Annotated in this window: 7 protein-coding genes and 1 pseudogene; 2 read left to right on the forward strand and 6 right to left on the reverse strand. The window is 45.5% G+C overall.

Annotated elements, in window-relative coordinates; translation table 11 throughout:
• Positions 1-24: 24 nt before the first annotated feature.
• The 5 genes and pseudogenes from QUB61_RS37095 to QUB61_RS37115 all read right to left on the reverse strand — a co-directional run bounded on the left by QUB61_RS37095 (position 25) and on the right by QUB61_RS37115 (position 4,497).
• A complete protein-coding gene (locus QUB61_RS37095) occupies positions 25-2,526 on the reverse strand; it encodes a tetratricopeptide repeat protein (protein WP_333190391.1) in 2,502 nt (833 codons plus the stop codon).
• A gap of 235 nt (positions 2,527-2,761) precedes the next feature.
• Positions 2,762-3,121, reverse strand: coding sequence for a YgjP-like metallopeptidase domain-containing protein (locus tag QUB61_RS37100; protein WP_333136141.1), 360 nt, complete (start codon positions 3,119-3,121; stop codon positions 2,762-2,764).
• Positions 3,049-3,417 (reverse strand): annotated as a pseudogene (locus QUB61_RS37105) (hypothetical protein); the annotation flags it as partial. The gene QUB61_RS37100 and the pseudogene QUB61_RS37105, both read right to left, overlap by 73 nt.
• Positions 3,418-3,435: 18 nt before the next feature.
• Positions 3,436-4,128 carry a histidine phosphatase family protein gene (locus tag QUB61_RS37110; protein ID WP_333136139.1) on the reverse strand — a complete coding sequence of 231 codons (693 nt, stop codon included), beginning with the start codon at positions 4,126-4,128 and terminating at the stop codon, positions 3,436-3,438.
• Positions 4,129-4,356: 228 nt separating this feature from the next.
• Positions 4,357-4,497 carry a hypothetical protein gene (locus QUB61_RS37115; protein ID WP_333136137.1) on the reverse strand — a complete coding sequence of 47 codons (141 nt, stop codon included), beginning with the start codon at positions 4,495-4,497 and terminating at the stop codon, positions 4,357-4,359.
• A gap of 208 nt (positions 4,498-4,705) precedes the next feature.
• On the opposite strand from QUB61_RS37115, the gene QUB61_RS37120 reads away from it, so the two are divergent.
• Positions 4,706-5,074 (forward strand): GNAT family N-acetyltransferase, encoded by a 369-nt coding sequence (locus QUB61_RS37120; RefSeq protein ID WP_333136135.1) that lies wholly within the window; start codon positions 4,706-4,708, stop codon positions 5,072-5,074.
• Between the two features lie 171 nt (positions 5,075-5,245).
• Here the strand turns inward: QUB61_RS37120 and QUB61_RS37125 are convergent, their stop codons facing one another.
• A complete protein-coding gene (locus QUB61_RS37125) occupies positions 5,246-5,485 on the reverse strand; it encodes a hypothetical protein (RefSeq protein ID WP_333136133.1) in 240 nt (79 codons plus the stop codon).
• Positions 5,486-5,722: 237 nt separating this feature from the next.
• Here QUB61_RS37125 and QUB61_RS37130 point away from each other — a divergent pair, with 237 nt between their 5' ends.
• Complete coding sequence (locus QUB61_RS37130) at positions 5,723-6,433, forward strand: hypothetical protein (RefSeq protein ID WP_333136131.1); 711 nt, start codon at positions 5,723-5,725, stop codon at positions 6,431-6,433.
• Positions 6,434-6,502 lie beyond the last annotated feature (69 nt).

Here is a 6,502-nt window from a genome sequence, read left to right on the forward strand (position 1 = left end):
TTTTTAGCAATTCTTTATAATTTACTAAATTAAAGCCGTCCTAGAAGGACGGGGCTTTCGACCCAGTTTCTTGGTAATGGTGAAGGTGCCGGGAAACAGGGCATGGAGGGGGAAGCGGTGCAAGTCGCGGTGAGGAATCAAGATTAGCTGGCTGATATTGTTTAGTTGAGGCAAAATAGCGGGAATATCAAGTATTTTATCCAGCCGAGTCATCATTTCTGGAAGCTGTTCACGCCAGCTATTTGTACTTGCTCCTCCCTGTTTCTTACCTTTGCGATACTCAGCGTATTGTTGATTCCAATCTTTGACCCAGTCTTCAAATTCCTGTAAGCGTCGTACTAGGGTGGGTAGTTCTTCAGGGTTCGTTGGTGGGGAAGAAGTGATGAGTATGGGTTCTGAGGCGTCGTGTTTGATGATGAATGTGGTGAGAGCAGCAGGGCTGAGGTGCCAATAAACAACAGCCGTTTTAGAATTTACAAGCTGCTGAATTCTTTCCCAGCTAGGTGTTGGATAGTCCTCCCTCCAGCCAGAGAGGAGCCAAGTCAAGCAGGCATTTTTACCCTCTTCTGCGGTTTCCAGGGCTTTTACTAGCTGCTCGGACTGAGCATATAAATCAACAGTTAACTGGCTAAAGCCTACAAACTTGAGGGCAAGCTGTTTTTTCTTACCAGGATGCTTGGGCTCAGCTAGCAAGCGCCGTAACATATCCGCTCCAATCCGTTGTAATTCTTCGGCTTTCTGTATTTCCTCTAAGTTTAAATAGATACGGTACAAATCTTGTAAAACTTCAAGATATCTTTCACCGAGTTTGGAGTTCCTCTCTAGAAACTTCAATGCTTTTTCGTAATTTTTTTTTGCTTTGTGCCAATAGTCACGTTTTCCCTGTGTGCGTCCTTGTCGGTAGTAAACTTTGCCGATAGAGTGATGCAAGACTCCGCAACCTTCTTGATAACCGTCGGTTGTCTCTGCCTTAAGGGCTGTCAGGCCGTCAGCCCAGCTTCTTAAGGCTAACTTGTAGCTCTGCGCTGAGTTAATATGTGCCCAACCTAGATTGTGCCAAGCTCTCCAGTATTGTTTTTTACTATAGTATATGGACTCTTTATAGGCTGTGATCGCCTCTGCGTAACGTACCAGATTTGTTAACGTTAAGCCTTTGCCATTTAAGGCATAAAAATTTTGGGGATCTAAGGTTAACGTACACTCATAAGAGGCAAAAGCCTCTAAAGAACGATTTAGGCGTAGTAATACCTTGCTGCGGTTCTGCCAAGCATCTATATAATCAGGGTCTATTTTCACAGCTTCATCGTAGCTGTCGAAGGCATCTTCCAAGTAGCCTAAATCTTCGAGCAGAATGCCAATGTTGTAGTAGGTTTCTGCGTCGTTTGGATCAATTTCTATGGCTTTGTCATAGCTGTCAATCGCCTCTTCCAAGTTACCTAAGCACTTGAGTGCAAAGCCTCGGCTTTTCCAAGCTTCCGAATAGTTTGGGTCAATTTCTATGGCTTTGTCGTAACTGCCAATTGCCTTTTCCACCCGACGTAAACCGATTAAGGCATTGCCGTGATAAAACCAGCTCTCCGCGTTTTCAGGTTTAATTTTTAGGACTTTTTCCCAACTGGTAACTAAAAATTCAAAGCGCTTTAATTTACTTAGTTCAAATATTCCATAGCTGCGTCTGATCCAAGCATCTTCGTAGTCAGGGTTAATTTCTATAGCTCGGTCATAACTAGCAACTGCCTCCTGAAGGCGGTTTAAACTCCATAAGGCAATGCCATGAGACCTCCAGGCTTTATGGGAGTCGGGTTTGAGCTTAACCGCTTTGTCTATACTGACGAGTGACTCTTCACGGCGACCTAAGCTCCCTAGCGTAATGGCACGATACATCCAGACTTCATGGGAGTCGGGTTTGAGGTTAACAGCTTTGTCTATACTGACGAGTTCCTCTTCATAGCGACCTAAGCTCCCTAGCGTAATGGCACGATACATCCAGACTTCATGGGAGTCGGGTTTGAGGTTAACAGCTTTGTCTATACTGACGAGTTCCTCTTCATAGCGACCTAAGCTCCCTAGCGTAATGCCACGATACATCCAGACTTCATGGGAGTCGGGTTTGAGGTTAACAGCTTTGTCTATACTGACGAGTGCCTCTTCATACTGTTGTAATTCAGCGAAAGCGATACATCGGCCTTGCCAATCTTCATAATCTTTGGGCTTAATCTCAATCGCCCTTTCAAAATCTGCATTAGCATTGTCATTCTGATTCAGTTGTTTATAAGCCAAACCTCGCTGCGCCAATGCTGGAATATAGTCTTTCTGAATTTCCAGAGCTCGATCGAGATATTTAACTGACTCATGATGCTCGTACAGCTTATAGCAAGCTAAACCCAATCCATACAAAACCTGAGGGTTTTGCGGTTCTAGTATAGCTGCCTGCTGGAAAGTCTCTAGCGTTGCTTGGTACTTTCCCCGATCCAGTTCCTCGTATCCTTGCTCTAGCAGGGTTTGTACGCTGGCATTCTGTGTCATCTAGCTAAAATCAGATTGTGCTATTTACCAGTTTACCTTAGGCATAGAGTAGACAATAGACTTCTGCTTAATCTCGAAAAGCTTATTGCTGCTGAAATTCTATTGTTTAATACACTATTTCTAACCCACTTTCGGGTAAATCTTTAGAGCGACTCCCCTACCGCTTAAAGTTTCTGAGGTTCTCTCGCAAGTGTTGATGAATGCGACACCCCCACGTCTCACCCATTCCTAAAGGTCATAATTCACCCCATTCTGGGCTAACCAGCGCTTGCGTTTCAAAGGAATCTGGCAAAATCTGCTCGACTCTATCCCAAAACGCATGATTGTGGTGCGGTTCAATCAAATGCACCATTTCGTGAATCGCCAGATACTCAATCATCACTGGCGGTAGCATCGCCACTCGCCAATGAAAATATAAATCTCCCTTGTGCCCGCAGGAACCCCAGCGATCGCCTAAATCTCGCACTTGCACGGAACGGGGAGAAACTTCGAGGCGTGAGACAACAGCAGCAATTTGTGTATCTAAAATCGAGGAAAGGCGATCGCAATACCATCGAATAAAAGCTTCTCTCCCCCGGGAAGGATACGATCGCAATAATAGCGCAGCATATTTTTAGCTTTGGCTTTAATCAGTTCTCGCGCTTCGCAGACTTGGGTTTTAGTCGCGTATTTAGCTTTAATTTGCGCCCGTTCTTCTGGGGTTTTATCCTGAAATACAATCTCAAATAGTTGATCTAGGTCATCGCCTTGGGTGACTGCACCTCTGGCTTCTAACCCTTCATAAAGAATGGGTAAAGTAACTTTATCTTCTTGAGATTGGCGGATCTTGTATTGGTCGATAAAATCACCAAAAATTTGCTTGGTCGTTTTCTTGGCAGATTGGACGATCGGAGTACCAGTAAAGGTAGGTTACGAGGGTCGATCGCCTGCATCGGGAGCCACAGTTGCATCGGGTGCTGCCGATTCTAGCTCTGGTGGCAGATGATTGGTAATAAAGGAACTCCAGTGAGGTATCCCACCTGAATCAAATTCCATCTGCAAAATTGACGCATTCGGTACTGGAAAGCCTCGCGAAAATCCCAAAAGCCGATTCATCGCAACCGCATCAATTACCGTTGGGTTAGCCAAAATCTGCCACATCATTGCTTTGATAAAAAATCCATGTGAAAAGACAACTACAAAACCGGATTGTTGTTGCAACTGGTTCAGGGTAGTTCGGACTCGTTCCATCAGTTGGACCAAGGATTCGGCGTTGGGTCCATCGACATATTCAGGGTCCCCGCGGTCCCAGTAAGCTTTGCTCAAAGGTTTGCTAGCCTGGGTTGTGGTTGGTTGGTCGAGCTGTAGGCCCAGATAGGTAAATTCCTGAACTTGCCAAACCTCAACGGGTGTATGTGGAAATTTTTCAATCAATGGTTGAGCAGTGAGTTGTGTTCTCAGATAAGGTGAAGTCACAATCTTGTCTGGAGTTTGTTTAACGGCGGTTGGAATACATCTTGATTGTCGATCGCCCAATTCACTTAAGGCATTTTCATTCGGTCCAATAGTTGCCAACCCTGCATTGGATTGACTTTGACCATGACGAATAATCCAGATAGACACGGTTTGATATTCCCTCTCATTTAATGGGTAAAAATCACTTCTAGTTAATTGACATCATCCCCCATACACATCATCTAAAAACTGGGGGGTCAATAAGTCGCCTGGATTCATGTCTGGTGGTGTAGACTCCGGGGTGACCGCGAGCAGCAGGAAGCAGCCGTCACGCTCTGGATTCGATTCTAGCTGAAGAATGACGTGCCCATAACCCCCAGCACTCCCCATCCGTACCTACTGTTCTTGACCGACCACAGGTGTTGTAATTTGAGCCTGGCTGATAAGCTTTTTCGGTTTGTGGATGAGCCGATAGCGCTGCACATGAGGGTTGATATCTAATTTATAACTATCGCCCTCCTCTGTTGGGATTGACATACGGTGCGCTTGTACTGCTTCAGCTTGTTGGTTTTGATAAATTTGTTATGTGGCTTCATCCCCGAGACCCCTCCGGTGTATTCTAGAGTCCCTACCAAAATGCAAATTGAACCATACGACCCCCGCCACCTTGATGATGTTATTCGTCTTTCGCTTTGTGCATGGACTCCGGTCTTTGATTCGATTCAGAAAGCGATGAACGCGCTCTGTGTACAGAGAATTTTATCCGGACTGGCGTGTAAGCCAGCAAGAAGCTGTCGAGGGTGTCTGCGTTGCGGAAGACACAAATGTATGGGTTGCGATCGATGCGGGTTCCACTGTAGGCTTTGTAGCTGTGAAACTACACTTCCAGAGCAGCATGGGTGAAATCTACATGGTCGCTGTCGATCCAGACTTTCAAGGTCACTGCATTGGCACCGCTCTGATAAAATTCGCTCTTGATTGGATGAAAGAGGCTGGGATGTCTGTTGCTATGGTTGAGACCGGACCTGATCCCGGTCATGAAAGAGCACGTCACACCTATGAAAAGGTGGGCTTCGGGCTGTTACCAGTCGCCAGATACTTCAACAAGCTCTAAGTACAGATGTAAGTCTCAAGGTTTACCAAAAATATTCCTGATAAATGCGATCGCACCTAACTCACCAGCTTACTAGCTACCCCTTGATGAATCCGATCTCACCAGACAGGAATTACAGGCTGACCAGATTTTAAGAATGCGATCGCACTCTCCAAATCAAACTCTACCAGTTTAAGCGATCGCTATGAATGAATCGCAGCACAACATAAACCCCCCTAGCGAAACCGAATTTGTAAACTCAGGTTCCTTCCCCCTCAGCCGTTGCCGCGTCCGAAGCGCCACCTCAAAACTCAACCCCACAGACAGACAATACTCGATCGCCGCCAATGCCGCCAAATCAGGCCGAGAGTAATAAACACTCGGCCCCGTACCCGTCCCGCTAATCGCAGAACAATCGCCTTCCCTCGCCAATACTGAAACTGGCGAAGGGTGCAGCCTGTAATATCGGCCGCCTGCTTGCTGGTAAAAATGATGGGAGTAGAAGGACTCGAATTATACCCCTTTGCTTAATTAACGAATTTACGCCATTCTAGCCGTTTTGAGACTCGTTTCAAAAGGCTCGTTTTTACATTTGAGTGGAAAATGAGCCTTTTGATGTAACCTGGACACAATAAGCAGACTCAGCATTGTGAGTTAAGTGAGTGGAATATGAGTGGAAAATCTAAATCAGTCACGGTAAGCACCTCAGCCGACTACCTTATTGGCTATGAGCGAGTGTTGGACTACCTGAAGGACGCACAGAAAGAATGCCCCAAAGGGGTAGGGTTAAAAAAAGAGAGTCGCGCCAAAGGTTCCTATGTGCAGTTGCAGTTCAAGTTAGGAGACAGGCGGGTCATCAAGTCCTGTGGCTGCAATCTAACAATGCAGGGTATCGCTGAGGCACTGAGGAAAGCTCACCTAGTGGCTAGCGCGCTAGAATCGATTTCTAGCGAGAGTGAGTTTTTGAGGTGGTACGATGATGTAGTTTTAGAAAAAAACGTTGTAAAGAATGATCTAATAACGTTTGGTGAAGCTATCGCAAAAGTAGAGCAAGCGTACTGGGACGGATACACCAAGAAGCGACAGAAACGGGACAAAGGCAATACGTCGCAACAAAATACTTGGTATCAGGTTTATGGTAAGTTTTACAAGTTACTACCTCAAGATACAACGGTTAATCTTACCGATGTGATGACAGCAATTAACAGCAAGGAAAAAGGTAGTAAGTCATTTGAAAGCTGTTGTTCAGTAATGAAAAAACTGGCTGAGACTATTGGTGATACACGACTGCACGAGGAATTGGGCAAAATCGACAGCACTCAAATTATCTTTCGCGAAGACCTGCAATCCATATCACTAGATGACTTCTTACCAGGGTAAGCTCATCTAATTTGGTATAAATTGTACTTGACAATGAGTCAAATAAGTGAGATGACAACAATGCCACTC

Origin of the sequence: Microcoleus sp. C2D2, assembly GCF_036702495.1 — a bacterium.
In the GTDB taxonomy this organism is placed as follows: Bacteria; Cyanobacteriota; Cyanobacteriia; order Cyanobacteriales; family Microcoleaceae; genus Microcoleus.